A 26,632-nucleotide genomic window follows, 5' to 3' on the forward strand; every position below is an offset into this window, starting at 1 on the left:
CCCCGCGTGCATGCAGGCTCCCAGTAGGAGCAACAGGAGAATGGCAATGACGCTTGGATCCCCACTTCCCGCCCCCACGTTGAACAACTGCCGTGCTTGAATGACTCGTCCTGGTGAGGGGTGGCCATGCGTACGTTTGGTGTTGAGGAAGAGCTGCTGATTACCGATCCAGCGGACGGAACGCCTTTGGCCTTGGCCGCAGGGATTCTGAATGCGGTGGCCCCCGGAGAAAACGATGCTGGAAACGGGCCGTCGTTGAAGTCCGAGTTCAAGCAGGAACAGATCGAAGTCAACTCCCTTCCCTGCAGCACGGCAGACCAGTTGCGGGCCGAGATTCGTTCCGGACGGGCATTGGCTGACAACGCGGCGCGTGGCGCGGGAGCGAGGGTCGCGGCGCTGGCCACGCCTCCGGTATTCCATGCAACCCCCACCGCCGGCAACCAGAGGTATGCGGCCATGGGTGTGGGGTTTGGCCTGATCTCCCGCGAGCAGCTGACCTGCGGATTCCACGTGCACGTCTCCATCGAGTCACCCGACGAGGGTGTGGCTGTGCTGGACCGGATGCGGCACTGGCTTCCGGTGCTCCTGGCCCTTAGCGCCAATTCGCCGTTCTGGATGGGCGCGGACACGGGCTTCTCCAGCTACCGCACCCAGATTTGGAACAGATGGCCCACGGCCGGCCCCGCGGACGTCTTTGGATCTGCCGCCGGCTACCAGGCGGTTCTGGCAGAGCTGCTTGAGACCGGTGTTCCCTTGGACGAGGGCATGATCTACTTTGATGCACGGCTGTCCCGGGGACACCCCACAGTGGAGATCCGCATCGCGGACGTCTGCCTTTACGCCGAGGACGCGCTGACCATAGCCGTCCTCGCGCGTGGTCTGGTGGAAACCTCGGCGAGGGAATGGCGGGAGGGTGTTCCGCCGTCGGGCGTGTTGACTCCGGTGCTGCGGATGGCCAACTGGAAAGCCAGCCGCTTTGGCGTTGACCAGCAGCTCCTGCACCCTGTGGAGCAGGCGCCGTTTTCCGCGGCCGATGTTGTGGGCGCACTGCTCCGGCACATCCGGCCCGCGCTGGCGGAGTCCGGAGACCTTGAGCTTGCGAGGGCCGGGGTGGCGAACATCCTCCGGCGCGGTACGGGGGAGCGGCTGCAGCGCCAGGCCTATGCGCGGCGGCGCCGCCTGTCCGACGTCGTGTCGGTGGCCATCGCGTCCACGCACCAGGACGGAGAGCTGTCCGGCACGAGGACGCTGTTGGGAAGTAAGGGCGGCGCTGGAGAACTCCCAGCGGATGCGGCACACTGGCCCAAAAGAAAGGACGTCAATGTCATTCCAGGCTTACCTCGACACGGTCGAGAAGAAGACAGGCCTCACCCCGCGCCAGTTGATCGAAATCGCTCATGAGCGTGGTTTGGGCCCCGCAACCAAGGCGGGACCCATCCTGGCATGGCTGTCAGAGGAGTACGGACTTGGGCGGGGGCACGGTATGGCCATGGTTCATGTCATCACGAAGGGCAGCAGCATCGGCAGCAAGCACGTGGGCACGGGGAGCGCACACGGTGACCCGAAGGATCACCTGTGGCTGGACGGTGCAGCTACCAAGCCGGAAGGCTACTAAGCAACCCATGCCTTGCAGCCGCGCGTCAGCCCTGGTTGATACGGATCATGTTGCCCGAGGGGTCGCGGAAGGCGCAGTCCTTGGGACCCCACGGTTGGACAATTGGCTCCTGGAGAACTTCGGCCCCTGAGGCCCGCAGTTTCTCGAAGGTGGAGTCCACATCGTCCGTGGCGAACACCAGCATGGGCATGACTCCTTTGGTGACAAGTTCCTGGATGGCATCGCCGTCCGCCTGGGAGCGCCCGGCATGCGGGGGAGAGAGCACCAGTTCCAAGTCAGGCTGGGCGTCGCTGCCCAGGGTGACCCAGCGCTGGCCATCGGAACCGACGTCGTTGCGGACCTTCAGGCCCAGCCCGTCGCAGTAGAACCCCAGGGATTCATCAACATCGTTGACGGTCACGTGTGCGTACTTCAGTGAAATGTTCATGCCAGCTACGCTAATTGACCCCAGGGTGCCGGCGCTTCTTCGATCCTGCTCGGATTGGTTCAGCCGTTGCGTTCCGGGCGGGTGTGCTGTTTGGCGATGCAGGTGGGCATGGCCTTGACTGCCCGGTGCTCCCGGGAGCGGTACTCGCTGGGGGTCATGCCCACAATTTCGGTGAAGCGGGAGCTGAAGGACCCCAGGGAAGTACACCCCACCTCCATGCAGGCATCCGTCACGCTGGAGCCCGCCCGGAGCAGGGCCATGGCGCGTTCGATCCGCCGGGTCATGAGGTAGTTGTACGGTGATTCCCCATATGCGCCTTTGAATTGGCGGGAAAAATGCGCGGGCGACATCAGGGCGCCCGCCGCCATGGTGGGAACGTCCAGGGGACGCGCGTACTCGCGGTCAATGAAGTCACGTGCGCGCCGCAGATGAGCCAAATTGGCCAGTTCCTGCGGAGTCATGCGGCAAGTCTACTAGTGTCGATTCCATGGATTCAGTGGTTTGGTCAAGGCCCGCGAATAAGCGGGAAGGCACTCCTTTGTTGGTGATGCTGCACGGGTACGGCACCAGCGAGCAGCGCATGGTGAAACTCTTTCCGCACCTTCCCGCGGAATTCACGTGCGCCGCGCTCCGTGGACCCAAGGTGATAGGTGACGATTACGGGTGGTTCCTGCTGGACTACTTCCTCACCAATGATTTTGCGGACGTCATCTCGTCCACCAATGCCGTGTTTGATTGGATCAATTCCGTGAAGCAGAACCACAGCAGCGTGAGCTTGCTGGGATATTCGCAGGGAATGGCCATGGCCAGCACGTTGTTGCGACTGCGCCCGGCGGAGTTTGCTGCCACCGTGGGGTTGTCCGGCTTTGTGATGGACAACGACCTCCTGGCGCTCAGTGAGTCCTTTGAAACACCTCCCCCCTTCTTTTGGGGGAGGGACAAGGCGGATCCGGTGATCAATGAGGACGCAATCGCGCATACTGAGGAATGGCTGGACGCCAACGTCGCCTTGACTGCGCGAACATATCCCGGCATGGGCCACAGGATCGAACCGCCGGAGTTGGTGGACGTCAGCGCGTTCCTGAAGTACTACGTTCTGGGATAGTCGGTGAGATTACCGTCACATTCACGCCCTCCGGTGCACTCTATTGAGTGGAAGAATTGTAAGCGCTTACACTTTTGGCTGGCGGTCCCTGCGGGGCTCCAAGCCAGTGGTCAGGTGAAGGTGGCATGCTTTACGGTGCCCATCGGCTCCAGCCGCAGCAACCAGCGAGGAACGGAACTATGCAGATGACTGAACTCAGCACGGCCTGGACAGGCGCATCAGCGCTCCTGTTCGATCTCGACGGTGTGCTGACGCCCACTGCCGTGGTGCATGAACACGCATGGCAGGAGCTCTTCGATGGCTACTTGGCGTCGGCCGGCAACCAGCAGGGGTACCGGGAGAGCGACTACTTCGACCATATAGATGGCAAGCCGCGCTTTGACGGCGTCCGGGATTTCCTTGCATCCCGTGGGATCACCCTTCCAGAGGGCCCTGTCCACGACCACCCCGACAACCAGACGGTCCAGGGGCTGGGCAACCGGAAGAACGCCATTTTCAATGACATCATCTCCACCCGCGGCGTTGAACCCTACGAAGGTTCGGTCAAGTTCCTGAATGCGGCGTTGGAGGCCGGGCTGAAGGTGGCAGTGGTTTCCTCATCCCGCAACGCTCCGGCCGTTCTCAAGGCCGCCGGACTGGACCACCACTTCGAGGTGGTGGTTGACGGCCAGGTAGCTGCCGCCGTCGGGCTTCCCGGCAAGCCGGACCCGGCAACGTATGTTTATGCAGCAGGACTTTTGGACTTGCCTGTGGAGGAGTGCATTGTGGTGGAGGATGCCGTGTCCGGGGTCCAAGCCGGAGAGGGAGCACCGTTTCACGCCGTGATCGGCGTGGACCGCGGTGCCGGCCGCCAAACCCTTTTGGACTCCGGCGCCACGCTGGTGGTCGATGACCTGAACGATCTCCTCTAACCCTACTTTTCCGAAGGACTTCCTTAGCCCATGGCACTCATCAGCTCCGATCGGCTCCGCTTCCCCTGCGAGCCCTGGAAGCTCGTGGAGAACGTCCACGTCCCCGGCGACGAGGGAACCCTTGAAACGCTGTTCACACTGGGCAACGGCCACTTGGGCATCCGCGGTTCCCACTCCACCGGCGGCGACAGCGAGCTTCCCGGCACGTTCATCAACGGCTTCCACGAAATCTGGGACATCAAGCACGCCGAGAATGCCTACGGCTTTGCCCGGACGGGCCAGCGGATTGTGTACGTCCCGGATGCCAACAACTTCACGGTGTCCATTGACGGCGAAGCCCTGAATGTTGCCGAGTCCACCGTGCTGGACTACCACCGGAGCGTTGACTTTTCCACGGGCATTTATGAGGAAAGCACCACCTGGGCATGCCGTTCCGGTGCAACGGTTACCACGGTGGAGCGCCGCGCGGTGGGGTTCGACTCCCGTGGCTGCCTGGGGTTGGAGCTGTCCATCACTGCGGACCGTGTGGTCTCCGCGGACATTATCTCCAGTGTGGTGAACCGCCAGGACCAACCCGTGGAGGACCACTCCGTCCACGATCCCCGGCGTTCAGGCCGGCACGCCGGGCGGGTACTGCTGCCCCTGCACCTGCAGGGCGCCGACGGGTCGCTGCGCATGGCATGGGAGACGGCCGAATCACGCCAGCGCGTGGCCATGGCCGTTGACCACTGGATCTCTGCCCCGGGCCAACCGTTCGAGACACTGGTGGCTGAGGATGAGTCCTCCGTCCGCTACGTTTTGGCCATTCACGACGGCGACACTTTCCGCGTGGAGAAGACGGTAAGTTACGCTGTGGCCGGTTCAAGCGACGCAGAGGACCGCGGTGAGAGCCTGGCAGCCGAAGCCGAAGCCAACCTGGTGGACTTCACCGAAATCCTTGCGCAGAGCACCGCGCACTATGAGCAGTACTGGGCCACGACGGACATTTCCATCGGTGGGCAGCCGGAGATCCAGCAGGCCGTCCGGTGGGGACTGTTCCAGCTGGCCCAGGCCACGGCGCGAGCCGGGGTGGCCGGCATTCCGGCCAAGGGTGTGAGTGGCTCCGGCTATGACGGCCACTACTTCTGGGACCAGGAGATCTACCTGCTGCCCTACCTGACCTATACCAACCCGAGCGGTGCCCGCAAGGTGCTTGAATCCCGGCATTCCATGCTGCCGGACGCCCGTATCCGCGCCAAGGAGCTCAGTGTGGATGGTGCACTGTTCCCGTGGCGGACCATCAACGGGCTGGAAGCCAGTGCCTACTACGCTGCTGGTACTGCCCAGTTCCACATTGCGGCCGCGATCGCCTTCGCTGCCAATCGCTACGAATGGGCCAGCGATGACAAGAGCTTCCGCGGGGAACTCGGCACGGACCTGCTGGTGGAGACAGCCCGGATGTGGGTGTCCCTGGGGTTCTTTGGCAAGGACGGACTGTTCCACATCCACGGTGTTACCGGCCCGGATGAATACACGGCGGTGGTGAACGACAACCTGTACACCAACGTCATGGCGCGGTTCAATCTGCGCGCTGCGGCCGAGATTGAGGACCCGGAGATCCCTGCAACAGAGCGCATGGTGTGGCGTCAGGCGGCTGAGCGCATGTCCCTGCCGTTCGATCCCCACTTGCAGGTCCACAGCCAGGACAACGACTTCATGACCTTGGAGCCGTGGGACTGGAACACGCCGAAATCCAAATACCCGCTGCTGCTGAACTTCCACCCGCTGGTCATTTACCGGCACCAGGTCCTCAAGCAGGCGGATACCGTGCTGGCAATGTTCCTCCAGTGGCAGGACTTCACGCCCGAAGAAAAGCAGCGGGCCTTCGATTTCTACGATCCCATCACCACCGGCGATTCCACGCTGTCACCGTGTGTGCAAGGCATCATGGCAGCCGAGGTGGGCTACGGGGATGTGGCACTCCGTCACTTTACGGATGCGCTCTTCATTGACCTGGACAACTCCCACGGCAATACGATCGACGGCGTGCACATTGCCTCTACCGGCGGCATTTGGAGTTCCTTGGTGTGCGGCTTCGCGGGCATGCGGGACCAAGGTGACGTGCTCCGTTTCGATCCGCGCCTGCCGGAGGAGTGGCAGGATCTGTCCTTCCGCCTCAAAGTGCGGGGGCGCCTCCTGTCGGTGGCGCTCGCCCAGGGATCGATCTCCCTGACCCTTGAAGAGGGGGAAGGTTTCAGCGTGGAGCCGCTGCACATTGATGTCCGGGACCAGGACGTCACTGTCGGCGTGGACACCGTGACTGTTGCGCTGGATGCCGTCCCCGTGCCGCCGGCGTCGATCTTCCCCAGTCTCTACCCGACGGCGGGACTTCCCATCATCAGGTAGCGCCTTCCGGCGATTTACCCAGTGCACGACGCCGTTCCAACTCGCAGTTGATCAGGTCCAGCAGCGCTTGGGCCGGCTCGGAGAGATGATGGGTGTCCGCTGAGCCGAGTTGGTCGCAGTGGAGCAGGACGTGGCGGATTCGTTCCAGTTCGCGGGACGGCACCAGCGGCCAACGGTGGAACAACTGCCTTACCGCTATCGCCCCCAGCAGGGCGTCGGGCTTGTTGACTGCTCCGTGGTTCCCGTGGTGTGCTTCTGCGCGCCGCCGGGCAACGCTGGCCGCTGACGATGACACGCCATGGGCCAGGAGAATCCCGGTTTTAGGCGGGTTGGGGGCCATGGGGACCTCCCGGTTCGGAGCTTCGGAAGCCGGCTGCTGGACTTTGCCCATAGCATACTGAATGTGATATGGGTCATGTCAACGATGGGTGCTAGCCGATGTGGACGGCATGGGTGTCGCCGGCTCCGCTGAAAGTCTTTCGGTCGATCCGGATGAACAGCAGGGCGATGGGGATGATCACCAAAGCCACCCCGGCGGCCCACAGGAACACTGCGGCGTAACCGGCGGTCAGTGCCGCCAGCGATGCTCCGCCGGCTGCGGCCGTGGTGGCTGCGGCGATGGTGCTGAACAGTGCGATGCCCAGCGATCCGCCGATTTGCTGGGACGCGTTGACCAAGGCGCTGGCCACCCCGGCATCATCCTTGTCCACGCCGAACAGTGCCAGGTTTTGCATGGGGACAAAGATCATCCCCAGCCCCACGCCCATGAGGATCAGCGCGGGCAGCATGGTGACGGCGTACGAGCCGTCCGGGGTCACCTGCGTGAGCCACAGCATCGCGGCAGCCATGAACACCGGCCCCACGGCGCTGGGTATCCGCGCGCCAAGACGGGGAAGGTTCTTCGCCACCAGCGCAGCGGTGACAATGAGCACCACGGTCATGGGCAGGGAGGCGATGCCCGCGGCAAAGGGGGCAAGCCCCAGGACAATCTGAAGGTAGAAGTTGATGAAAAGGATGCCGCCGATCAGCACAGCGCCGGCAAGGAATGACGCCAAGTAGGCGGCGGCACGGTTGCGCTCGGTCGCTACGCGCAAAGGGAGCAACGGGTTCCGCACTTTTCGTTCAACCGCAACGAACAGGACCAAGAGCAGGACGCCTGTGGCGATGAAGCCCCAGGATTCCACCGCACCCCAGCCGTGCTCGGCATTGGCGAAGCCGTACACCAGCGAGCCGAGACCCACCGCGGCGAGCCCGACGCCGGGCCAATCGTATTTGGTGGAGCCGCCGGCTTTGCTTTCGCTCACCAAAGTCCAGACTCCGGCCAGCGCGATGATGGCGATCGGGACGTTGACAAAGAAGCACCAGCGCCACGAAACATATTCGGTGAGGAAGCCGCCGAGCAGTACGCCGGCGGCCGCGCCGACGCCGCTGATGGAGCCGAAGATGGCGAAGGCCGTCCCACGGTCCTCGCCACCCGGAAAGGCGACCGTGAGCAGGGCCAGGGCGGCGGGTGCCAGCAGTGCGGCGAAGATGCCCTGCAGGGCACGGGCTCCGATCAATTCCCACGGCTGCTGGGCCAGTCCGCCAACAAGCGAGGCAACGGCAAAGCCTGCTGATGCCACCAGGAATGTGCGCTTCCTGCCCCAGAAGTCAGCGATCCTTCCGCCCAGAAGCAGGAAGGCGCCGAAAACCAGCGCGTAGGCCGTGACCACCCAGGAGCGTGTGGAATCGCTGATGCCCATTTCCATCTGAAGCCGGGGGAGTGCCAAATTCACGATCGTTCCATCCAGGACCACCATGAATTGGGCAAGGGCAAGGAAGGGCAGCGCCCGCCAACCCATTCCCTTCTTCCCGTCCGGTCCGCCAAGGGGAGTGGCCTTGTCGAGCAGTTGTGAGGTCACGAAGCACCAATCATCGAAGTAGTAATACTTACAAAAGTATAAGTACTTTTGGGGATGACGGTAAGCGCGGACGGCGTGACGTCGCTTACGCCCCGGTGGACTTGGGGGTGGGGCTGTCCGGGGAGTGCTCGGGCTCGGACAGTATGCCCGCCAGCTTCTGCAACGCCGGAAGGCTGGCTTGTATGAGTGCCCTTTCCCGGGGGTCGAGCTGCTCGCTGGCAGTGTCCAGCACGCTGGCCCACACCCCGTCCAGAAGAGCCTTGATCCTCCTGGACTCTGCCGTGGGGTGCAGGGAAACGTAGCGTTTGTCCGCAGCGTCCTTCACGCGCGTGACCAGCCCCGCGGCAACCAATTCACGGAGTTGGACGCTGACATTGCTGAGCTGGCGGCCCAGGCGCGCTGCGACTTCCGCGACCGTGACGCCCGGGTGGCCTTCCACCACACGAAGAATCTCCAAGACGCCGTTCGAGATCGGTGGCAGGCCGGTCTGGTTGAGCGACTTGCGGCGGATATCTGACGAAATGTCGATCATGCAGACAGCCAGTGCCGCGTGATCCACTGGCTTTTCTCCCATTCCTCAAGCATAGGCTTCCATGTGCTGGCGGTTGCGTCAGGGCCGGGTTGGCAGGACCTCGTAAAAGTCGATGGTGGTGTTATCCGCAAACACTGTTGCCTTGCCAACGAACATGGACCGCGTGATCCACTGCAGCTCTGGGGCCATGGTCCGGAAGATGGGCGTGGTTGCGAAGTAGCCCATTTCGGTGGCCTCGCCCGATTCCCCCTCCAGATGGCGCAGGATTCCGGTGTTGAGGACGTCAACATAGTCCCCGGAGTCCGTGACGAATCCATACCGTGCTTCGACCTGGTAGGCGGCATCGGCCCGTGTCAGGCACCAGTCGCCTCCACCGGAAGAAACCGTTCCGGAGATTTCACCGGCCACGTAGCCGCCCGTGATGGGGATGAACTCCAGCTGCTCAGAGTCCCGGTCGGTGAGGAGCACGGGAGGGGCGACATCCGCCTTGATGGTAAAGGTGTAGCGAAGAGACGGTGCTGAGGTGTGAGGTGCCTTGGTTGCCTGGATGCTGGAGGTAGTCATGGGTTCCGGTCCTTCCCAGAGGGTGACGCGTTGGTGGGGTGGGCATGTTCATGGGGGTGCCGCCACTGAATTGTTGGCCCTTGAATCTGGGGTGAGGATATCAATCCGGAAAACCGTAAACAATAGCCTTTCGTTTAAAATTTCAATTAATTTTCCCTAGGGCCTGCACGCTTTGGGTTCCAGGAGGCTTGGCTCGATGGCCTTCCCGGGCCGAGGTGCTTCAGGCTGCCGGTCCCCTGTCGCCGGCCGGTTCAAAGCGCAACAACTGCTTGTCCCGGAACATGGCGCCGGACCTGATCTGGTCAAGAAGTGCGTCGAGACCGATGTCAAAGGCCATGGACAGGGGGTGACGCAGCTGATTCCAAGCCGCAATCGACTCCGTCAGTGCTGAGCCTGGCTCAGTCTCGCCCCAGGAGTCCGGGGCCCGCACGTGCCCCAATCCATTTCCCAGGGCGAAGCCGTCCAGGATTTCCATTGCCAGGGCTACGTGATCGCTTTCCAGGCCGGCTCGTTGCAGGGAGTGGGCCAGCCTTTCGTAGACCGCAGTGACCGAATGCGATGTCAGCGGGGAATCCATGAGGAGCACCACCAGGCGGGGGTGGGTGGAGTAGGCTTCCCAAATCTTCCGGACCAGCATGCGGGCTTCCTCGACCCAGTCGTCCGAGGGTGTTGCGGGTATGGACTGCCGGGAGATCAGCAGGTCCCGGATGAGGTTGGCGAGTTCGTCCTTGTTTCGCACGTGGTAGTAGAGCGACGGCGTACTGACCTTCAAGGTCTTGGCCAGTGACCTCATGCTGAAGTCCTTGCCCCCGTCAATCATGGCCAGCGCGGCGTCCGCAATGCGCTCTGCGGACAGTACGTTGACGGAAGGCCGGCCCACGGAATTTCCCCTTGTGGCCGGGCTTTTTGATTCCCCAGTCATGGTCCTCACCATAACCCCCTTGTCTATTTCGCGCGTCTCTGCCACTATATCTAACACCGTTAGATATGTGACTTAGATCATGCATACCGCTTGGCTCGGGCATCATCCCACTCAGTGATGTTGCCCGGGCGGCCCCCCCAATTCGCGCAGGCAAGGCGAGCAGCTTTGAGAGCTCCGCAACCGCGTCCCCCCTTACGCCACCCCAACAAACGCCGCAATGGAGATCAGCAATGAGCCAGTCATCATTACCCCTACGCGCCTCGAACGCCGCTATCTACCTGTTTGTCCCCCTCGTGACCGCTCCGCTGTTCATGACGCTGATGATCGCACCGATCCTGGCAGTGAAGATTGCCACCCAGTTTGATCTCAGCGCCACCCAAGTAGGCCTGCTGTTCTCCCTGGAGCTGGGTGCCTTCAGCCTGGCCACACTGCCTGCCTACTTCTGGATGGGCAAGCTCAGTGCCCGCAAGGCCACGTACATCTTTGGAAGCCTGGCCATTCTGGGAAACCTGGCCTCCGCCATGGTGAGCAGCTTTGAACTACTCCTGGTGACGCGCACGTTCACGGCGCTGGCCGCCGGGTCCTGGCGTTGGCGCTTGCCGGAAAAGCGTCCAATCCGGGACGTGCATTCGGGCTCTTCATTTTCATGCAGGTGGTCCTCGGCGCCGTGGTTCTGTCGATCTTCCCCGCCGTCTTTGAACCCTTGCCCGTCTCCGCCGTCTACCTCACCATGGCAATCCTGATCGCAGCAGCGCTGCCCATAACCCACATGCTGCCGTCCAGGATGTGCATCTCCGAGGACCAGGACGCTGTTGCCTCCACCAGCAAGGTTTCGCCGGCGCGCTACCTCGTAGCGCTGGCTTCGGTACTGCTTTTCTACATCGGTGCAGCAGCCGCCTGGACCTTCATTGCGGAGCCTGCCACCAAGGCAGGGCTCAGCCTCGAAACCATCACCACCACGCTGGCCATTGCCACCTTTGTTGGCTTGGTGCCGTCCTTGTTCGCCTCGATCGTGGGCGACACGCGCTTCAACACCCTCATCATTGTGGCGAGCTTCATCGGAGTCCTGGCAGGCATCTACTTCCTGATCGGCCTCACAGCCGCCGTGGCCTACATTGTTGCCTCGATCGTGTTCCAGATTGCGTGGAACCTCCTGCTGCCGTACCTGTTCTCCATGGTTGCCGCCACCAGCACATCACCACGCGTTGCCAGCACCATCAACCTCATGGCAGGTGGCGGGCTGGCGATCGGCCCGGTGGCTGGAGGCGCTGTGCTGGAGTCAACCGGCAGCATCGAAACCTTGCTCTGGGTTTCCATGGCCTTCATCGCCGCAGGATTGGTCTGCTCCGGCCTGGTCCTGCTCCGGCGCGCACCTGCCCCTGCCGTCGCTGCCGCCAGCCCGGTCAAAGCGGTCTCTTGACCAGCCGGGCACCCCACAGCCTCAACCCTCCAAAGACGATACGGAACCGAAAATGACACTGTCCCTCAACGACCTCAAGCTCTTCACTGGAGCTCCGCAGCAGAACAACTTTCCCCGGATGGCCGAGCTTGTGGAGACACGGCGGATGGAGCCCTCCAGCCAGCCGCGCGTGTGGGAACAGGGCGCGCCGCTGGACCTCCCGGAGAGCTACCACCACGACGGCACTGACCGCTCCATTGAGGAGTACCTCCAGGCCGCGGAAGTGGGTTCCCTGCTGGTGATCCACCAGGGGCGGATCCGGTACGAAGAGTACCGACTGACCGCGGGCCCGGACGTGCCCTGGATCTCCATGTCCGTGGCCAAGAGCGTGGTCTCTGCCCTGGTGGGAATCGCCGTGGAAGAAGGGTTCATTGGCAGCATCGAGCAGCCCATCAGCGACTACATCACCGTGGAGCCCGGCTCTGCCTACGACGGCACGCCCATCCGAAGCGTGTTGCAGATGTCTTCAGGTGCGCGGTGGAACGAGGATTACAGCTTCCCCGACTGTGACCCCCTCCGGATCGCGGACGCTACCTCCGGCCACCACGGTGGACATGAGGGCATAGTGGCAACCATGGCCCGGGAGAACCCCACGGACACCATTTGCCGCTACAACAGCTGCGAAACCCAGGCGCTGGCAAACCTCATCCGCGCCGCCACCGGCCAGCACCTTGCCGATTACATGCAGTCGAGGCTGATGGAACCCTTGGGATTCACCCGGCCGGGCTATTGGATTGTTGACCCCAGCGGCGTTGAGATGGGATACGCAGGCCTGAACCTGACCGCCCGTGACTACGCCGCAGTGGGCGAGCTGTACCGCAACGGCGGCCAACATGACGGGCAACAGATTGTTCCCGCCCAGTGGGTCAAGGATTCCTTGTCCGCTTCAGCGCCGCATCTGCAGCCCGGTGCGGTGATTGTGGGCGGCGAACCGTTCCCGTGGGGCTACGGCTACCAGTGGTGGCTGATGCCCGGAGACCGTGGCGACTTCTCCGCCAACGGCGTGTACAACCAGTACATCTACGTGGACCCGGGGACGGAAACCACCATTGTCATGAACTCGGCCACCAGGCTCTACGGATCCACGAACGACCCGGAAATCAACAAGGACATTGAAACCTTGGCCATGTTCCGCGCCATTGCGGACAAGGCGGAACAGGTCACCTGCCGGCAAGCACCGTCCGGGCCCGCACAGTAATGGCCGAGCCCAACACCAACGCCGCAGCCACGGCCGCAGCAAGCGCGGTGGGGAAGGACTCCGGGGCGTCGGCGCTGCGGCCCACGGTGATCCACGCCAGGCCCCAGGCAATGGCAGCTGCCAGCGCCAACCGCCCATGCCCCTTGATGGCCAAAGCGATGCCGACAATGGCCACTACCACCAGCACGGTGATGGACCAGATCTCAGGCGTGGCGCCAAACCCCGTGAACCCCGCTGCTTTCAGGGCCGCAGCGATGTTGGCGCAGGTGGCCACGCTGACCCAGCCCAGGTAAAGCCCCAGGGTTCCATCCACCACAATGGCTTCCACCCAAGAACCGGCGCGGCTCTGGCTGTATCGCAGGAAAGCCAGGACCAAAGTGACCAGCAGCGCCAGGATCACCAGGACGCTGATGGGGAGCCATCCTGCCTGGACGGAGAGGATCCAGGCGGCATTCAAAATCATGGATGCCGCCACGATCCACCCCAGCGAGCGCTGCCGTTCCGAGGACCGCTGCGAGGGCAACCACTGCCATACCGTGTAGGCCACCAGCCCGGTGTAGATCACGGACCAGATGGAAAAGGCCTGTGTTGCGGGGGCCAGCAGGGTTGAATCCGCTGCGAGGGCACCCCCGGCGGCTTGGGCGATGGGTGTTCCGCCGAAAACGCCGACGCCGATCATGGAGCCGACCACGCAGATCACCAGGCTGACGGTGACTGTTATTTGGCGTGCCAGGTCGTTGTTGTGGGTTGCCATGGTCCGAACCTCTTTCCTTGTGGGACGTGCTGGGTCCTGCATTCAGGCCTTCAGTGACTTAGTATCGAAATGCTAGTGAATCGAGCTTCACGCTTAGCGAAGGACATCAGATGGAATCGGCAGGCCACGTACACGGCTATTGGTATGGCAAGGACCCCGGACAGAAGGCGCTGGCCGTCGACGTCCTGAACGCGCTGAGGGACTACCGCGCGTCCGAGCAAGCCATGCGCCGGAGGACCAGATCGTCCATGGGCATGGGCGAGAAGGATCTGCTGGCGTTGCGCTACCTCTTTGAGGCCGAGGCGGCTGGCGACTTCATGAAGCCCAAGGACCTTGGCGACAAGCTGGGCATTACCTCTGCCTCCATGACCACGCTGATTGACCGCCTGGTGAAGTCCGGGCACGTCCGCCGCGAACCCCACCCCACGGACCGCCGCGCGCTGGTCCTGAAGGCCACGCCGGGCTCGGACCAGGAGGTTCGGCACACCCTGGGCGGTATGCACCGCCGGATGATGGACGCCGCGTTTTCCCTGAACGCTGAGGAATCGAAAATTGTGGTGGCCTTCCTGGAGCACATGCGCGAGGCCCTGGACACCATCGACGAGGACGCGCCCGAAGAAGGACAGCCCTCCCCTGAGGGACAGCACCCGGACGCGGCCAACGCCCACCGTCAATAGAGCCCCTGTCATGACGTCAGGCTCCACTGCAGGATAAAGATCAGCGTCACCAGGAATCCTGACCCATAGTTGAGCCAGATAAACCGGCGCCAAGCAGCGTTGGTGCCTGCCGCCGTCGTATCCGTGACGTTCCAGTGGCGGGCGCAATTGATGATGTATGGGACGGCGATGATCGCCGCGAGGGGGCCAGGCCACGGCGTGGCCAGCATGGCCAGTCCCGCAACCAGCCACAGCACGACGGCGAGGCGAACCGTCCGGCGGGCACCGATGACTGTTGCTATGGAACCGATGCCGGCCTGGCGGTCGGGCTCGATGTCCTGGACGGCGCCGAACGCATGGGCGGCCATGCCCCACAGGAAGAACGCCACCAGGAGGATCACCAGGCCGGGCGTCACGTCCGCCCCCGCCAAGGCCAGTCCGACGACGGCGGGGCTGACAAAGTGCGTGCTGGACGTCAGCGAGTCCAGGACCGGGCGTTCCTTGAACCGCAGTCCTGCGGCGGAGTACGCCACCACGGCGAAGGCGCTCACGGCGAGGCTGATCCATGCCGCCGGGCCGCCCGCGAAGGCCAGTACCAGCAGGAAAGGAACGTTGGTGATGGCGGCGAGCCACAGCATGGGCTTGTGCAGCCGTGGCTGCAGGAGCGCGCCCTCCATGCCGCCCTTCCGCGGGTTCTTGAGATCGGACTCGTAGTCGAAGACGTCGTTGATCCCGTACATGGCCAGGTTGTAAGGGATGAGGAAGTAGAACGTGCCAACCACCAGAACCCAATCGATCTCCCGGGTGGTGAGGAGCATCGCCGCTGCAAACGGGTAGGCGGTGTTGATCCAGCTGACCGGCCGCGATGCCAGGACCGCTTGGGAGACCAAGCCCTTCATCTGCGCGTCGGCTCCGTTCTGTTGCGGTTGGTTGCGCCTGCGTTCATTGCGTTCGTTGCGGCGGCGTTCGTTGCGGCGGGTGAGCCACATCCACAGTCCGGGGAGTGCCACCACGCCGGCCAGTGGGTAGGCGAAGTCTTCAATCGGGGCCAGGCCGATTTTCGCGCCCAGGATGTGGGCGGGATCGTAGTGGAAGAGTTCCATGCCGATCATCACGGAATCGAACACTGCGGTGAGCACGGCCAGGGCGGCGAAGGCCACCCCCACGGCCCGCCAGTGCTTCCGGGACTCGCCCTCAGCGCTGCCAAGCCGGGCGAAGGCCACCCCTGCAACCACAGCGGCGGCGATGAACGCGAGCGCAAGCCACATGTAGGTCATACGTTTTCCCTGGTTTTAGCATCCGGGGCAGACCGCGGCGCACCGTCCAAACGTTTCCGTGAACCGTCCAGAAGTTTCCGCGCACCCGTGTACAGCACCATGGTGCACAGCACCAGGAACGTCAGGAACACCGGCTCCTCCACCGGGAGTTCCGGTGCCAGCATCAGCCCTGTGGCAATGGTGCCTTCGCCGCGCAGGAAGATCCCCAGCCCGATCCCCGCCAGGTCCCACGCCAGCAGGAAGGCCAGCCCGACGGATGTCACTACGGCCGCCGCCGTGGCGTCACGCCAGAAGAACAACTGGAAGCGGTGATCCAGCAGAAGCATGCAGGTGATGCCGAGCAACAAGCAAACCAGGTAAAGAATGCCCATCATCCAACCCTGCTAGCTACAGGCCTCACAGTGGTAGGGCCGGGGCTGTGGTCTCCGCGGATCCGCTTCAGAACCAGCTCGGCGCTGATAAGGCACATGGGCACTCCCACACCCGGGGCCGTGGTGGCTCCCGCGTAGTAGAGCCCACGGACACGCTTGGAGGCGTTTTGGGCGCGGAACATGGCGCTTTGCCGCAAGGTGTGGGCGGGGCCAAGCATGCCTCCACGCCAGGAGTTGTAATCCCGGGCGAAGTCCTGGGGTCCAACCGTGTGGCGGACCACGATGCGCTCGCGGAGGTCCGGGATGGAAGCCCATTGGGCGATCTGGTCAATCGCGGCATCCGCGGTCCGCTCGATGATGTCATCACCGGTGCCCTCGGGGCCACCGGACCCCAGCGTGGTGTCCGCGGGAACGGGAACCAGCACAAAGAGGTTCTCGTGGCCCTGCGGAGCCACTCCCGGGTCGGTGGCACTGGGCTTGCAGACGTAAATGGACGCCGGATCCGGGATGCTGGTCTCCGCCCCGAAAATGGCTGAGAAGTTGGCCTCCCAGTCACGGGTGAAGAACAGGGAGTGATGCGGCAGCTCCGGAAGTTTGCCCTTGACGCCCAGCATTACCAAAACGGCCCCGGGCCCGCTGGTGCGGCTCTGCCAGTACTTGTGGTTGTAGCTGCGGTCCCTGACGCCCAGCAATTGGGTCTCGGTGTGGTGGAGGTCAGCCCCGGATACCACCAGGTCTGCCACGCTGTAATGCCCGGCCCCGTCCTTGTCCTGCCACTTCACGCCGGTGACTTCGCGGAGGTCCTTCCCGGTGATGCCGGCAGGCAGCCGCACGGCGTCGAACCGGCCCACCTTCTTGGTCCGGGTGGTGTCCCGCGTGGTGATCTTCAACGCTTCAGCGCCCGTGTGGATCCGGACTCCGGCGTCAACAGCCAGGGCTTCGAGCCGTTCCACGAGTTCCCAGAACCCGCCTATGGGGTACTGGACACCATCACTGAGGTCCAAGGCACTCATCAGGTGGTACATGGCGGGCGCGTCAGAGGGGTTGGTGCCCAGGAAGACCGCCGGGTACCCCAGGACTTGCCGCAGTACGGGATGCTGGAACCGCTTGGCAACGTACTTGTCCAGCGGCGTTGTCAGCAGTTGTGCCAACTTGGGCAGGTTCCGGACCACTTCGGGCTGCATGAGTTCCTGCAGTTTGGTGAACGGGTTGTACAAGAAGTACTTCTCGGCCATGGCTGTGGTGTGGCGGGCTGAGTCAAGATAGGTGGACAGTTCCCTGGCGCTGCCGGGCTCCACCCGCTCGAACGTCTTGAGTACCTCATCGCTTCCCAGCGGAACAGTCAGGGGTTCCGGGAGGCCGCCGTCGTGATCCGGTTCGCTGAAAACACGGTAGGCGGGGTCAAGCGTGCGGAGGTCCAGCTGTTCGGCGGCGCTGGTGCCCAGCAGCTTGAAGAAATGGTCGAAAACGTCCGGCATGAGGTACCAGGACGGGCCGGTGTCGAAGCGGAAGCCATCCCGTTCCAGGCTCCCGGCCCGCCCGCCCACGCGGTCGCGCTGCTCCAGGAGCTGCACTTCATGTCCTTCGTGGGCCAGGAGTGCTGCGGTGGCGAGCCCGGCAATGCCACCGCCGATCACTACAGTCCGGGTCATCGGCGGAGCTCCATCCAGGTTGAGGCCAAGGCCCGGGCGGCGAGCCCGGCTTTCACAGTGTCCGGAACACGCACGCGGCAACGGTACAACTCATCCACGGTGGTGTGTTCAATCCTGTCCGTCAGCGCAGCGAACAGGGCCAGTGCGCTGCGCACGGCGGCCCGCGCATCGTGGGGCAGCAGGGGGATCGCGGCGGTGGCGTCGGCCAGCTGCGAGCGGATGGTGGCCACCCATTCAACGCGGTCCTTGTCCTCAAGGTGATCGGCCGTGCCCAGGTAGCTGCGTCCCAGCCGCGCGGTATCGTCGGCCAGGTCGCGCAGGAAGTTGATGTTCTGGAAGGCAGCGCCCAACTGGCTGGCGCCATGCTGCAGGGCTGCCGCGGCGCCGTCGTCAATGGTTTCATCCCGCATGAAGACCCGCAGGCACATCAGCCCCACCACTTCGGCGGAACCGTGCACGTACCCCTGGTGGGCCTGGGCATCGAAACGCAGGGGCGCCGCTGGCGCTGCAGTCCGCTCGCCGAGGTCCGTGCGCATGGAATCGAAAAAGGGATCGATGAGCGTCCGGTCGATGTTCGACGCCCGGGCAGTCTGCGCGAAGGCGTGGATGATCAAATCGCTGCTGTAGCCGATTGCCATGGCGCGGTGGGTCTCGTCAATGAAGTGGTCCAAGGCGTCGCTCTGCTCCTGGTAGCTCAGGCCAGCCTCCGCAGTGACGCCGTCCACCAATTCATCGGCCACGCGGACCAGGGCGTAGATGTTGCGCACATGCTGGCGGTGCCTGGCCCCCAGCAGTCTGCAGGCGAGCCCAAAGGACGTGGAGTAAGCCGCAATCACCTGGTTGGCGGCACGCTCGGCGGTCTTGGTGAACTGTGTGAACGAGGTATCAGTGGCGACGCTCATGATTGACGCCCTTCAAGTTGACGTGACAGATCCAGCAGGACGTTGCGGGCACCGGCCGGGACACGGGATTCCGGGCTGGCCAGGACGCTGTTGAACGCCTGCATCTGCTCACTGATCAGGGACTGGACAAACTTTTCCGCTCCACAGCCGGTGAGCTGGTTGCGGACATGATCGCCGTCCGGGCCGCTGAGTTCCGGCCTGCCGAAGTACGGCTCGATGTCCGCCCAGTTGCTGGTACCCCTGGCGTGGGCGATGATGGCCGTTTCCTTGCCTTCCCGCAGATCCGAAAAGGGATCCTTGCCGTGGCGGCTCGGATCCCCGAAGGTGGAAAGGAGGTCATCCTGGAGCTGGAACGCCAGGCCAAGGTGCCTGCCGGCTGTTGCCAGCGCGGTTTCGACGGCGAAGTCCGCACCTGCCAGCGCGGCGGCGGCCCGCAGCGGCAACTCGAACGTGTAGGTGGCTGTTTTATAGCCGCACATCATGAGGATGGTCTCCAGGTCCGGGCTGATGATCCCGTCTCCCAAGCCCACATCCAGCTGCTCGCCGGCGACGGTTTCGTTGATGGTGTGTTCCAGGAGGTCCAGCAGGCGCAACCTGAGTTCGTGGGGGAGGTCCGCCCGGGCGAAGGCTTGATGCGTGGCTGCGAGCAGCATGTCACCCATCAGTATTCCGCCGGTTTGTGCCCAGTGGAGTGCTCCGTCCGGCCGGTCCAGTTCGCCTGCCTCGGTCAGGAGGGACCCAATCAGGTTGGGGTGTCCGCGCCGGACCAGGTCGCCGTCAATCACGTCGTCGTGGAGCAGGAAGGAATAGTGGAGGAGTTCAATGGCCGCGGCGATGCTGATGGCGGTCTCCCGCTGACGGGAAGCGTCCCGCCGGGGAGCGTCCTGTTGGGACGTGTCCGGCTGCAGGGCATCGTAGGTTTCCATCAGCAGGAGGGGCCGCACGAATTTCCCGCCCAGCACGTTGTTCCCTGCCAGGGTCCACAGCCGTGCGAAGTCGGGCCCGTAGGCGGTTGCCGCACTGGCCCTTTTTTCGATCAGTCCGCTCAGTTCGGTCTCGATCGCCGAGCAGAGATCGGTCCGGGTGCGCGCGGCGCCGGAGGTGACCGTCATGCCTCGGCTCCAGCTGTCAGTGGGAGGGCCCGGGCTTCCATCAACTGGGGGAACTGCATTCCCAGCCACGGGCTGAACGCCGCCGGAGTGTGGTCCAGGGCATCGGCCAGGAGTGCCGGGGAAATCCAGGCCCAGTCGGCTACTTCTGCAGGGTTGGGCTGCGGAGTGCCACTGATCCGGGCTATGTAGACGGGGCAGATTTCGTTCTCCACGATTCCGGTGGGGTCCACTGCCCGGTAGCGGAAGTGGGGGAGCGTGAGCTCGATTCTGTTGGCGTCCACTCCCAGCTCGAACTGTGCGCGGCGCATCACTGCGTCTTCAAAATCTTCGCCGGGAGCCGGGTGGCCGCAAAAACTGTTGGTCCACACGCTGGGCCAGGTCTTTTTCTCCGGGGAACGGCGGGTGAGGAGGACCTCGCCCGCTTCGTTGAGGAGGTAGCAGGAGAAAGCGAGATGAAGCGGAGTGTCCTTGGTATGCACAGTAGCTTTGGGTGCCTCGCCGATGTGGTTGCCGGCGTCGTCGAGAAGGACCACCATCTCTGTCGCGTTCATCTTTCGCCTTCCATCGGGAACAACTCACTGACCAATATTGCTAGATAAGCTAGAAGAAAGATTATCATGTAAGAAGTTAGGTGTAACATACTTAACATGCCCAATCCTGAAGAAATCGACGCCTCGGTTTCCTCGGGCATTTACCATGTGGAGTCCAACGATCCCCATCAGGCATTGGTGGACAGGGCTGGCCTTTCTGACTCCGACGTTCAGCAGATCAACGGGGTAATGGAGGCGTTGGGGCGGTTGCGTGACGCTGAACAGCGGCTCTCCGATGCGTCAAGGATTTACATGAATCTCAACCAATCGGACATGCGGGCCCTGCACTATCTGATCGTCTGCGCCAACCAAGGCATCATCGCTACCCCGGGTGCCATTGCAGCCCACCTCCACATCTCCACGGCGTCTACAACCAAGCTACTGGACCGCTTGGAACGGGCCGGGCATATATCCCGACTCGCCCATCCGTCCGATCGCCGGGCCCTGGCAATTGCCATTACTCCCGAAACGCATGAGGCCGCCATGAGGACCGTAGGCAAGCAGCAAGCCAAGCGTTTCCTGGCGGCCAAGCGCTTGAATCCGGCAGAACGGGAAACAGTGATGCGGTTCCTCGATGACATGGCACAGGAGATTGAGCCCGGCGAGTTCGCCCGGCCCTGAGGTTCGTTCTGTAAGATGCGTGACAAGGCCCACAGTTGAGGGGACCGGCAGGTGTCTGGCGTTGCCAGCGGGGGATTCACATAAAGGAATAGTCGATGGCTCAAGAAGAGGGCTCACTTTCACCCGACGGCGGTGACATACAGCCGCGGCCACAAGGTGCCGGGGCTGCCCGTGACGCACACAGCGCCACCATGCGGGAGCATGTCATGGAAATCATCGACGAGATTCTGGAGGATCCGGACCCGGCCACCAAGGACGCCCGCACCAGACTGAAGAGCCTGGTGGAATCCCACCCCGGAAATCCCTCCGGCGCCCTGCTGAAGCATCTGCTGCAAACCCGGAATTCCCCCGACGTGGGCAATGCGGTTCCCCTCCGGCTGGTACCCGCCAGTGTGCAGATGGCCTCGAACAAAACTGCCCACACAGTGTCCGTTCCCGTCAGCCACGAAGTGCGCGAGGGCATTGAATCGGTTCTTGCCGACAAGCTTCTGTTGACCGCATTCCAGCCCGTCCATGGACTTCCGGCAGGAGAAGTGGTGGGTGTTGAAGCGCTGACCCGTTTTGTGGGAGTGGATGGCGCAAGCGCGGATGTCTGGTTCAACGAGGCAGCCGCGGCCGGCCTGGGAACTGAATTGGAAGTAGCGGCCCTCCATTGCGCGCTGACAGCCGCCCATGATGTTCCCCGGGAAATGTCGGTGGCCCTGAACCTGACTCCCGCCACCTCGGTGGACCCGCGGGTGCGTGAGCTCCTGGCTGCTGCGGCGTTGGCGCCGGACCGGATCATTGTGGAGCTCACGGGCAGCCTGGAAGAGGTCAGTGGGCACTCCGGGGCGGCCGGACTTGGGCCACTCCGTGCTTTGGGACTGCGCCTGGCAGTGAGTGCCTCGGGAGCTGCCATGGTTTCCCTGGACAGGTTGGAACAGCTGCGCCCCGACATCGTCAAGCTGGACCGTCACCTGATTCACGGGATCGGAAGCAACACGGGGCAGAAATTCCGGGCCCAGGCGATCGTTGAACTGGCCCGTGAAATCGGCGCTGACATCATTGCCGAAGGCATAGAGACCGAGGACGAGTTGAGGGAAGTTGCGGCGCTCAACGTGACCGCCGTTCAGGGGTATTTGCTGGGCCGGCCATCCGTCCATCCGCTGGACTGGTCCGCCTGGAGCCTCCGGGCGCAGCCGGAAACGCAACACGCCGGCTGATGGCAGCGCTGGCTGGCTGACTGCGGGGTAACCGGATGACTCGCGTAAAGTAGCACGCGGGGGTTGTGCCGGTCCCGAGAAAACTGGGGGCGGCTGGTGCATGTCCCCACAGAGCCAGGAAGTTTCTACGTTGATGGACAGGTTTTTCAGTATCCTCACGGATTTTCGCAACAAAGCGTTGCCGGCGGGGCTGCTGGAGCGCCTCAACACCGGGCGGGGCCTCCTTTGGGGGTTCGTACTGGTGCATCTGGGTTTCCTGGTGTTCGCCGCGCTGCTTGCCTTCCGCAATGAAGCTTTCAGTGACACGTTCATTTACCGGGAATGGGCGCTGGCGGGATTCAACGAATCGAACCTCACCGGTGGGCCCAGCCCCTGGGTCTACCCCATCCTGGCCCTCATCCCCATGGGCATCTCCGCGGTTGCGGGTTCTGGCCCCTTCTTCTTCATCTGGGTGCTGCTGACCACCCTGCTCAACGCCTGGGCAATGATCAAGCTCACCGATCGTGGCCGGCGCCGCGAGGCCATCCCCGCGGGATGGTGGTGGTTGTCCTTCGTGCTGCTCATGGGCTGGTTGGGCTTTGCCCGCGTTGACGGCCTGACTGCTCCTTTGGTCCTGGTGGCACTTGTCTACGGTGTGGCCCGGCCCTTCATCGCTTCGGTCCTCCTTTCCATTGGCACCTGGGCCAAGGTGTGGCCCGCAGCAGTGATGCTGGCCCTGTTCGCGGTGGTCAAGAACCGCCTGCTGGTTGTGCTGGCCGGAATCACGACGACGGCCGTGGTGGTTGGGCTCGCAGCTACTGTTGGTGCCGTCCCCAAGTTGCTGAACTTCCTGACCCAGCAGGGTGACCGCGGAATGCAGCTCGAAGCCACGTTCACCACCCCATGGCTCTGGCTTTCGGTGTTGGGTGTGGGCGACTCGCGGATGTACATGAACACAGACATCAACTCCATGCAGGTGGATGGCCCGGGAACGGCCTTCATGTCCGTGTTGATGCAGCCACTCCTTCTGCTGGCCGCAGCCGCCGTTGCGGGACTGACCTTTTGGGCCCTGCACCAGGCAAAAGCCAGCGGTGGCATTGACCGTACCGAACTCCTGCTCTCCGGCGCACTGACCCTGGTGACCGCGTTCATTGTGTTCAACAAAGTGGGTTCCCCGCAGTTCATGGTGTGGCTCGCGCCGGCCGTGGCTGTTGGCCTGGCCCACAACTGGAAGGCATGGCGGGCCCCGGCCACCATGCTCATTGCCATCGCTGTTGCCACGTTCTTCATCTACCCGCTCTTCTACGATGCGCTCAGCCACAACAACCCCCTCATGGCCTTGGTCCTGACCATTCGCAACGTCCTCCTGGTGGTCCTGTTCTTCTGGTCCGCCCGCCGCCTCTACTTGTTGGGCAAGAAGCCGTCAGCTGTGACCGCAACAGCCGGCAAGGAGCTCTAAAATTTCCGCGTCGTTCTTTGACACGCTTGTCCGTGTCCGCAGCCGTTTCCTGCCGCCCGGCGTCGTTGCCTGGTTTGCCCGGCCCAGCAGTGTGTGGTGGGGCTTCGCTGCCGTCCATTTCTTTTTCCTCTGCTGGATGGCGTCCTTCTTCCTGAACGGCGATACCTTCAGTGACACCGAGCAGTACCGGCAGTGGGCCATGGACGGCTACAACCCGGCCAACCCCGGCAAGATCAGCCCGTGGGTCTACCCGGTGCTGGCGCAGATCCCCATTTTCCTGGCCGGCATTGCCGGCCCGGATTTGTACCTGTTGATGTGGACCCTGATCATCTTTGCCCTCAACGCGCTGGGCCTGAAGTACCTGACGTCCGGTCCCCGCAAGGTGACCGGTATTGCGCCGGCATGGTGGTGGCTGTTCTTCACCGTGTTCATGGGCTTCCTGAGCTTTGCCCGGGTAGAGGGAATCACTGCCCCGATCGTGCTGATTGCGCTGCTGTGCGCAGCGCGTCGGCCGGTGGTTGCTGCCACCCTGCTCAGCATTGCCACGTGGATCAAGGTGTGGCCGGCGGCCGTCCTGGTGCCCATGGTCATTGCCAGCAAGTCACGGATCCAGATGATCGCCGCGGGCGTCGGCGTGACCGCCGTCGTGGCCCTTGGCACTTACCTGACCGGTGGCTTCAAGCACCTGATGGACTTCCTGGTCAACCAGGGTGAACGCGGCATGCAGTTGGAAGCCACGTTCTCCACGCCGTGGGTATGGCTCAGTGTTTTCAACGTTGCCGGATCCCGCATGGCGGACAACGTGGCCATCAACTCCACGGAGGTTTATGGCCCGGGAGCGGACGCCGCTGCCTTCCTGATGCAGCCGCTGCTGATTGTTGCAGCGATCGCCGGTGCCATCCTGCTGATCCGGGCACTCAAGCGCGGTGCGGAACGCGAGGAAGTGTTCCTTGAAGGCGCACTGATGATGACCACGGCCTTTATTGTGTTCAACAAAGTGGGTTCACCGCAGTTCATCATCTGGTTGGCGCCCGTGGTGGTGGCCGGCCTGACGCATGATTGGAACCGCTGGAAGGTCCCTGCTGCGCTGCTGATGTCCATCGCCATCACCACGTTTGTGATCTACCCGCTGTTCTACACTCCGCTGATCCACGCGCACCCCGTCATGGCCGCAGTCCTGACCATCAGGAACGTCCTGCTGGTGGTCCTGCTCTGGTGGTCGGTGCAGCGCACCGTGGAGCTTGGCCGCCGGGTACCGGTCAGCCAGGCCACCCCGTAATTCCGGAGTACCTAACGGTTGGTGGGGCGCCTGTGCAGCAGGCGCCTGTCCGTTTGGCCCACCCAGCGCGATAACCTGCCCTGGACCAGCAACCTGCGTGTGTGGATGTCCAGGAACACCAGGTAGAAGGCGAACAGCAGGGCGATGGCGAAGGCCAAGGAGGACAGGTCCACGGAGACCTCCACGAAGGACCACACGGACAGCTGGTCCTGGGCGCCGAACACCACAAAGAAGGTCACGCCGACGTAGAGGATACGCATCTGCCAGTCGTCCCTGATGCCCGTGACGGCAAGGAACGGGACGAACCAGAGGATGTACCAGGGTTGGATGATCGGGGACAGGAGTACCAGCGCGGAGAAGGCCAGTGCCATGCGCCGTACCACCCGTGAATGGTCTCCTCGGAACATCAGCAGGATTACCAAGGCCACGGCCCCCAACTTCATGGCAGACCTGAGGATGTCCGCCATGGCGTTTCCGGGCAGGCCCAACGCGTTGCCAAGGAACTCGATCTGCTGGCCCAGGAACCCTGAGGGCGAGTAGCCGGTGAACCCGGGGGTGGGGTCCGTGATGGCCCAGGCCCACCCCATGCCCAGTCCGTGGGGAAGGCCGCTGAGGAAGAGCACACCAAAACTGATGGACGCCGTAGCGGCCCAGATCCCGAACTTCCGCGGCCACGATGCCCCGGGGCCTGCCCACATCAGCCCAATGAAGGGCAGGAGCAGGACGGTGATGGGCTTGATGCCGATGGAGGCCGTCACCAGCAGGATGCCCAGAATGGGCCGTTTGGTGGCGGCGTAGTACGTTCCGGCCACGGCCAGGCCCACCATGATGGCATCGTTGTGCGCGCTGGCAATGAAGCTGATCAGGAAGAGGGGATTGGCCACCGAGATCCAGAGCGCGCGGGCACCGTTGATGCCATGCAGCTCGGCCAGCTTGGGCACGTAGACCACGCACAGGAGTACGCCGCCGGCCGCCAGCAGCCTGAACAACAGCACGGAAACGTCCGGCTGGGCGCCGGTGATGGCCACAACGGCCTGCTCCAGCCACAGGAAGTAGGGCCCATACGGTGTGCGGGCTTCAGCCCACGCCGGGTCCGCGCCCAAAGAGAACCAGTTGCTGAGGGTGGAGATGCCTACCGTGTAGGGATTCTGGCCCTCCATCATCAACCGGCCTTGGCCTATGTACGCATAGACGTCGCGGGAGTAGACGGGAACGGCAAACAGCAGTGGCAGGGACCACGCCCCGATGGCCCACAGGATGGGCTTCAGGGAATTTCCTTCCCAGGAGCCCATTCTTTGGCCCAGCCTGAGCCAGGAACGGACCAACAGCATGGCTCCGACCGTCAACAGCACTGCGGACGTGGTGACGCCCCAGCCCTCCGTACGCAAAGCGATGACTATGGGGTGGCGGATCATGGGGGATCCGTTGGCAATCCAGCCGATGCCAATGGACCCGGCAAACATGAACAGTGAGCCCAGAAGTCCCTGCAGAATGGCGGGATAGGTTACCGGTTTGCCGGTCACGGGGTTGGTATCGCCGGTCCGGGTGCCGCTGGACGATTCACGCGTGGCCGGTGTGGGGCTCGCTTTGGGGGTACTGCCTGCAGTCATGGCTGGTCGGTTCCCCCGCTCACGGTATGGCGCTCAATTCCAAGAGCGCGGACGATGCCCCAGAGCTTCTACATGCGGCAAGTGAAATTTTAGCGTCGATCCTGTCCCAGCCACCACAGGCGCGGCAAAGGGTGACGGAATGCATACCA

At 63.2% G+C, this 26,632-nt stretch carries 28 protein-coding genes; 13 read left to right on the forward strand and 15 right to left on the reverse strand.

All coding sequences use genetic code 11. The annotated features are described in order from the left end of the window. The first annotated feature begins 126 nt into the window (after positions 1-126). Both JOE60_RS01460 and JOE60_RS01465 read left to right on the forward strand, forming a co-directional pair. Entirely contained in the window at positions 127-1,401 is a 1,275-nt protein-coding gene (locus JOE60_RS01460; protein WP_167265606.1) for a glutamate--cysteine ligase 2, read from the forward strand. Further along, the gene (locus JOE60_RS01465) at positions 1,322-1,615 is read left to right on the forward strand and encodes a DUF4287 domain-containing protein (protein WP_167265604.1); all 294 of its coding nucleotides are present in this window, start codon (positions 1,322-1,324) and stop codon (positions 1,613-1,615) included. The genes JOE60_RS01460 and JOE60_RS01465 overlap by 80 nt, the downstream gene beginning before the upstream one ends. Before the next feature lie 25 nt (positions 1,616-1,640). On the opposite strand, the gene JOE60_RS01470 is transcribed toward JOE60_RS01465, so the two are convergent. Then, entirely contained in the window at positions 1,641-2,042 is a 402-nt protein-coding gene (locus JOE60_RS01470) for a VOC family protein (protein ID WP_167265602.1), read from the reverse strand. Positions 2,043-2,101: 59 nt separating this feature from the next. Next, positions 2,102-2,503 carry a helix-turn-helix transcriptional regulator gene (locus JOE60_RS01475; protein ID WP_167265600.1) on the reverse strand — a complete coding sequence of 134 codons (402 nt, stop codon included), beginning with the start codon at positions 2,501-2,503 and terminating at the stop codon, positions 2,102-2,104. A 26-nt stretch (positions 2,504-2,529) separates the two neighbouring features. Here JOE60_RS01475 and JOE60_RS01480 point away from each other — a divergent pair, with 26 nt between their 5' ends. From JOE60_RS01480 to JOE60_RS01490, 3 genes are all read left to right on the forward strand, one after another. Further along, the gene (locus JOE60_RS01480) at positions 2,530-3,147 is read left to right on the forward strand and encodes an alpha/beta hydrolase (protein WP_167265598.1); all 618 of its coding nucleotides are present in this window, start codon (positions 2,530-2,532) and stop codon (positions 3,145-3,147) included. Between the two features lie 179 nt (positions 3,148-3,326). Then, complete coding sequence (locus JOE60_RS01485; RefSeq protein WP_167265596.1) at positions 3,327-4,058, forward strand: HAD family hydrolase; 732 nt, start codon at positions 3,327-3,329, stop codon at positions 4,056-4,058. A gap of 30 nt (positions 4,059-4,088) precedes the next feature. Continuing rightward, a complete protein-coding gene (locus JOE60_RS01490; protein WP_167265594.1) occupies positions 4,089-6,443 on the forward strand; it encodes a glycoside hydrolase family 65 protein in 2,355 nt (784 codons plus the stop codon). On the opposite strand, the gene JOE60_RS01495 is transcribed toward JOE60_RS01490, so the two are convergent. From JOE60_RS01495 to JOE60_RS01515, 5 genes are all read right to left on the reverse strand, one after another. Next, complete coding sequence (locus tag JOE60_RS01495) at positions 6,436-6,783, reverse strand: hypothetical protein (RefSeq protein ID WP_167265592.1); 348 nt, start codon at positions 6,781-6,783, stop codon at positions 6,436-6,438. The genes JOE60_RS01490 and JOE60_RS01495 overlap by 8 nt on opposite strands. Positions 6,784-6,874: 91 nt before the next feature. Continuing rightward, a complete protein-coding gene (locus JOE60_RS01500; protein ID WP_338112555.1) occupies positions 6,875-8,344 on the reverse strand; it encodes an MFS transporter in 1,470 nt (489 codons plus the stop codon). A gap of 85 nt (positions 8,345-8,429) precedes the next feature. Beyond that, entirely contained in the window at positions 8,430-8,918 is a 489-nt protein-coding gene (locus JOE60_RS01505; RefSeq protein WP_167265590.1) for a MarR family winged helix-turn-helix transcriptional regulator, read from the reverse strand. A gap of 36 nt (positions 8,919-8,954) precedes the next feature. Then, on the reverse strand, positions 8,955-9,440 hold the full coding sequence (locus tag JOE60_RS01510; RefSeq protein ID WP_167265588.1) for a DUF3237 family protein: 486 nt from the start codon (positions 9,438-9,440) through the stop codon (positions 8,955-8,957). A 220-nt stretch (positions 9,441-9,660) separates the two neighbouring features. Further along, positions 9,661-10,320 (reverse strand): TetR/AcrR family transcriptional regulator, encoded by a 660-nt coding sequence (locus JOE60_RS01515; RefSeq protein WP_167265586.1) that lies wholly within the window; start codon positions 10,318-10,320, stop codon positions 9,661-9,663. A 272-nt stretch (positions 10,321-10,592) separates the two neighbouring features. On the opposite strand from JOE60_RS01515, the gene JOE60_RS01520 reads away from it, so the two are divergent. Genes JOE60_RS01520 through JOE60_RS01530 form a run of 3 tightly spaced genes read left to right on the forward strand, consistent with a single transcriptional unit; the run spans position 10,593 to position 13,019 of the window. Beyond that, positions 10,593-11,105 carry an MFS transporter gene (locus tag JOE60_RS01520; protein ID WP_167265584.1) on the forward strand — a complete coding sequence of 171 codons (513 nt, stop codon included), beginning with the start codon at positions 10,593-10,595 and terminating at the stop codon, positions 11,103-11,105. Next, the gene (locus tag JOE60_RS01525) at positions 11,030-11,782 is read left to right on the forward strand and encodes a hypothetical protein (RefSeq protein WP_167265582.1); all 753 of its coding nucleotides are present in this window, start codon (positions 11,030-11,032) and stop codon (positions 11,780-11,782) included. The genes JOE60_RS01520 and JOE60_RS01525 overlap by 76 nt, the downstream gene beginning before the upstream one ends. A gap of 52 nt (positions 11,783-11,834) precedes the next feature. After that, complete coding sequence (locus JOE60_RS01530) at positions 11,835-13,019, forward strand: serine hydrolase domain-containing protein (RefSeq protein ID WP_167265580.1); 1,185 nt, start codon at positions 11,835-11,837, stop codon at positions 13,017-13,019. On the opposite strand, the gene JOE60_RS01535 is transcribed toward JOE60_RS01530, so the two are convergent. Next, a complete protein-coding gene (locus JOE60_RS01535) occupies positions 12,982-13,773 on the reverse strand; it encodes a tryptophan-rich sensory protein (RefSeq protein ID WP_167265577.1) in 792 nt (263 codons plus the stop codon). The genes JOE60_RS01530 and JOE60_RS01535 overlap by 38 nt on opposite strands. Positions 13,774-13,883: 110 nt before the next feature. On the opposite strand from JOE60_RS01535, the gene JOE60_RS01540 reads away from it, so the two are divergent. Continuing rightward, on the forward strand, positions 13,884-14,450 hold the full coding sequence (locus JOE60_RS01540) for a MarR family winged helix-turn-helix transcriptional regulator (protein WP_167265575.1): 567 nt from the start codon (positions 13,884-13,886) through the stop codon (positions 14,448-14,450). An 8-nt stretch (positions 14,451-14,458) separates the two neighbouring features. On the opposite strand, the gene JOE60_RS01545 is transcribed toward JOE60_RS01540, so the two are convergent. The 6 genes from JOE60_RS01545 to idi are packed head-to-tail and all read right to left on the reverse strand — an operon-like array spanning position 14,459 to position 20,294. After that, complete coding sequence (locus JOE60_RS01545) at positions 14,459-15,706, reverse strand: prenyltransferase (protein WP_167265573.1); 1,248 nt, start codon at positions 15,704-15,706, stop codon at positions 14,459-14,461. Continuing rightward, on the reverse strand, positions 15,703-16,077 hold the full coding sequence (locus JOE60_RS01550; RefSeq protein WP_167265571.1) for a lycopene cyclase domain-containing protein: 375 nt from the start codon (positions 16,075-16,077) through the stop codon (positions 15,703-15,705). The genes JOE60_RS01545 and JOE60_RS01550 overlap by 4 nt, the downstream gene beginning before the upstream one ends. Continuing rightward, entirely contained in the window at positions 16,077-17,729 is a 1,653-nt protein-coding gene (gene crtI / locus JOE60_RS01555) for a phytoene desaturase family protein (protein ID WP_167265569.1), read from the reverse strand. Before crtI ends, JOE60_RS01550 begins: the two co-directional genes overlap by 1 nt. After that, positions 17,726-18,631, reverse strand: a complete 906-nt coding sequence (locus JOE60_RS01560) for a phytoene/squalene synthase family protein (protein ID WP_167265567.1) — start codon at positions 18,629-18,631, stop codon at positions 17,726-17,728. The genes crtI and JOE60_RS01560 overlap by 4 nt, the downstream gene beginning before the upstream one ends. Next, positions 18,628-19,743 carry a polyprenyl synthetase family protein gene (locus JOE60_RS01565; RefSeq protein ID WP_167265565.1) on the reverse strand — a complete coding sequence of 372 codons (1,116 nt, stop codon included), beginning with the start codon at positions 19,741-19,743 and terminating at the stop codon, positions 18,628-18,630. Before JOE60_RS01565 ends, JOE60_RS01560 begins: the two co-directional genes overlap by 4 nt. Further along, a complete protein-coding gene (idi, locus tag JOE60_RS01570) occupies positions 19,740-20,294 on the reverse strand; it encodes an isopentenyl-diphosphate Delta-isomerase (protein WP_167265562.1) in 555 nt (184 codons plus the stop codon). Before idi ends, JOE60_RS01565 begins: the two co-directional genes overlap by 4 nt. A gap of 96 nt (positions 20,295-20,390) precedes the next feature. Between idi and JOE60_RS01575 the strand changes: the two genes are divergently transcribed. The 4 genes from JOE60_RS01575 to JOE60_RS01590 all read left to right on the forward strand — a co-directional run bounded on the left by JOE60_RS01575 (position 20,391) and on the right by JOE60_RS01590 (position 24,873). Then, positions 20,391-20,954 carry a MarR family winged helix-turn-helix transcriptional regulator gene (locus JOE60_RS01575; protein ID WP_167265560.1) on the forward strand — a complete coding sequence of 188 codons (564 nt, stop codon included), beginning with the start codon at positions 20,391-20,393 and terminating at the stop codon, positions 20,952-20,954. A 95-nt stretch (positions 20,955-21,049) separates the two neighbouring features. Further along, positions 21,050-22,156: an EAL domain-containing protein gene (locus JOE60_RS01580; protein ID WP_167265558.1), complete on the forward strand. Its 1,107-nt coding sequence runs from the start codon at positions 21,050-21,052 to the stop codon at positions 22,154-22,156. Between the two features lie 133 nt (positions 22,157-22,289). Beyond that, positions 22,290-23,594: a glycosyltransferase family 87 protein gene (locus tag JOE60_RS01585; protein ID WP_167265556.1), complete on the forward strand. Its 1,305-nt coding sequence runs from the start codon at positions 22,290-22,292 to the stop codon at positions 23,592-23,594. 136 nt (positions 23,595-23,730) lie between these two features. Continuing rightward, on the forward strand, positions 23,731-24,873 hold the full coding sequence (locus tag JOE60_RS01590; RefSeq protein ID WP_239528785.1) for a DUF2029 domain-containing protein: 1,143 nt from the start codon (positions 23,731-23,733) through the stop codon (positions 24,871-24,873). A gap of 11 nt (positions 24,874-24,884) precedes the next feature. On the opposite strand, the gene mptB is transcribed toward JOE60_RS01590, so the two are convergent. After that, a complete protein-coding gene (mptB, locus tag JOE60_RS01595; RefSeq protein ID WP_239528786.1) occupies positions 24,885-26,483 on the reverse strand; it encodes a polyprenol phosphomannose-dependent alpha 1,6 mannosyltransferase MptB in 1,599 nt (532 codons plus the stop codon). Positions 26,484-26,632: the final 149 nt, after the last annotated feature.

Origin of the sequence: Paenarthrobacter ilicis (assembly GCF_016907545.1) — a bacterium.
In the GTDB taxonomy this organism is placed as follows: Bacteria; Actinomycetota; Actinomycetes; order Actinomycetales; family Micrococcaceae; genus Arthrobacter; species Arthrobacter ilicis.